Genomic DNA, 2227 nt, shown 5'->3' on the forward strand with positions numbered 1-2227 from the left:
TCGTGGGCGAGATGGAAGAGCGCTATCGCAAGATGTCCAAAATGGGCGTGCGCAACATTGATGGCTTTAATGGCCGTGTGAAGGATGCGTTGGCCAAGGGCGAGATGTTCAGCCGGACGGTCCAAACAGGGTTTGACGACGAAACCGGCGACCCAATCTTTGAAACCGAGGAATTCCAGCCAGAAGTTCTGCCCTATATCGTCGTCATCGTCGACGAGATGGCCGACCTGATGATGGTTGCCGGAAAAGAGATCGAAGCCTGCATTCAGCGACTGGCGCAGATGGCCCGAGCCTCTGGCATCCACCTGATCATGGCGACACAGCGCCCTTCGGTGGATGTGATCACCGGGACGATCAAGGCGAACTTCCCCACGCGGATTTCCTTCCAAGTGACGTCTAAAATCGACAGCCGCACGATCCTTGGTGAAATGGGGGCCGAGCAGCTTTTGGGGATGGGCGACATGCTTTACATGGCGGGCGGGTCCAAGATCATGCGCGTGCACGGGCCGTTTGTAAGCGATGAAGAGGTCGAAGAGATCGTCAACCACCTCAAGGGTTTTGGTCCGCCAGAGTATATGTCCGGCGTAATCGAAGGCCCAGCGGATGATACTGAAAGCAGCATTGATCTGGTACTCGGCCTTGGTGACGGATCGGACAGCGACAATGCGCTTTATGACACCGCCGTTGCCATCGTGATCAAGGACCGCAAGTGTTCGACGTCTTACATCCAGCGCAAGCTGGCGATCGGCTATAACAAGGCTGCACGCCTTGTTGAGCAAATGGAGGAAGAAGGCGTCGTAAGCTCGGCGAACCATGTGGGCAAACGCGAGATTTTGGTGCCGGAACAGCACTGAACTGGTTCAGTCAGCCCGCAAGCATACCTTTTTGGCTAACTTTTGGCCTGTGAAAGTGCATGTTAAAGATTATGACGAAATAGAGGACCCAGCACTTTGCCAGAGCAAACGATCTATGTTTTGGGGGAAAGCGATATCACCGTCGTAGGCAGCAGTACGGGGGGTCTATCCGGCGTAACTCAAGGCGACGGTTCGCATTTGGATGGTGCTACCATCACGTTGAACACCAACAACTGGCAGGCCATTCTGATTGACGACAATGACGCCGACTTCGCAGATAACGACACAAGCCAAGTTCTGGTTGGCAATCAAACGCTGGATGGAGAGACCTATCTTGGTGGCAGCATTGTCGAAGCAGAGTTCAGCTTTGACCTGACTGATCCCACCGGCACCGTCTATCGGGTGCTGGCATTCAACATCAGAGAACCTGTACCCGGACAACAAAGCTATGCAACGGTCGAAGGGTTGGTCTTCGTGGACACCGGCAACGGTTTTCCACCCACTGGCGTGGTCTTGACGGTGTCGAACACCCAAGAAGGCCCAATCGACCCTTATGTGAGCCTTGCAGCTCCGCCATGCTTTACCGCAGGGACAATGGTCCAGACGCCCGATGGACAGCGGTTGATCGAAGATCTGGAAGTTGGCGACTGGGTTAGCACGATGGACAACGGTGCCCAGCAGATCAAATGGATTGGAGTTGCACGGTTGCCATCGGTCGCTCTTGAGACCAACCCCAAGTTCCGGCCTGTACTGGTGAAGCGTAATGCAATGGGCGCGGGCCTGCCCGCCCAGGACCTACATCTGTCGCCACAACACCGCATCCTCGTGTCGGGCTGGCAGGCCGAGTTGCTTTTTGGTGAGGAAGAGGTCCTTGTCCCTGTCGTGAAGCTGATCAATGATGCTTCGGTCTTGGTCGACAATCGTTGTGCCGATATTGTCTATTATCACCTCATGTTTGCGCGACACGAGATCGTCTGGACGAATGGCCTGCCGACAGAAAGCTATCTGCCGGGGCTGGCCGAAGAGGAAAGCGCAGAGACCCAAGCAGAGATCGCGGGGTTGTTTCCCGAACTGGCGGCCAGCCTGCAGAAGTCAAAAACAGCCCGCCCCTGCATTTCGGACAAGCGCGTCTCGGTCCTGCGCGCGATGACTGCCCCATAGCACCAAAAACAAAGCCCCGCCTGATTGCTCGGACGGGGCCTATCTTCGTTACGTCGGAGGTTTGCTTAAAGCATACCTTCGCGCTGGAGCTTTTTCCGCGCCAGTTTACGCTGACGGCGGATCGCTTCTGCTTTCTCACGCGCTTTGCGTACGGAAGGCTTTTCGAAATGCTGCTTGAGCTTCATTTCACGAAAGACGCCCTCACGCTGAAG

The 2227-nt window shown here is 55.5% G+C and carries 3 protein-coding genes; 2 read left to right on the forward strand and 1 reads right to left on the reverse strand.

Annotated elements, in window-relative coordinates:
• Positions 1–854, forward strand: an 854-nt coding sequence (locus tag NWQ23_RS14335) for an FtsK/SpoIIIE domain-containing protein (RefSeq protein WP_306167073.1), incomplete at its 5' end; no start/stop codon positions are given.
• 96 nt (positions 855–950) lie between these two features.
• Entirely contained in the window at positions 951–2015 is a 1065-nt protein-coding gene (locus NWQ23_RS14340; protein ID WP_306167074.1) for a Hint domain-containing protein, read from the forward strand.
• 65 nt (positions 2016–2080) lie between these two features.
• Here NWQ23_RS14340 and rpsU read toward each other — a convergent pair.
• A partial coding sequence (rpsU, locus tag NWQ23_RS14345) for a 30S ribosomal protein S21 (protein WP_306167075.1) occupies positions 2081–2227 on the reverse strand: 147 nt, incomplete at its 5' end.

Origin of the sequence: Yoonia sp. (genome assembly GCF_030731595.1) — a bacterium.
GTDB lineage: Bacteria > Pseudomonadota > Alphaproteobacteria > Rhodobacterales > Rhodobacteraceae > Yoonia.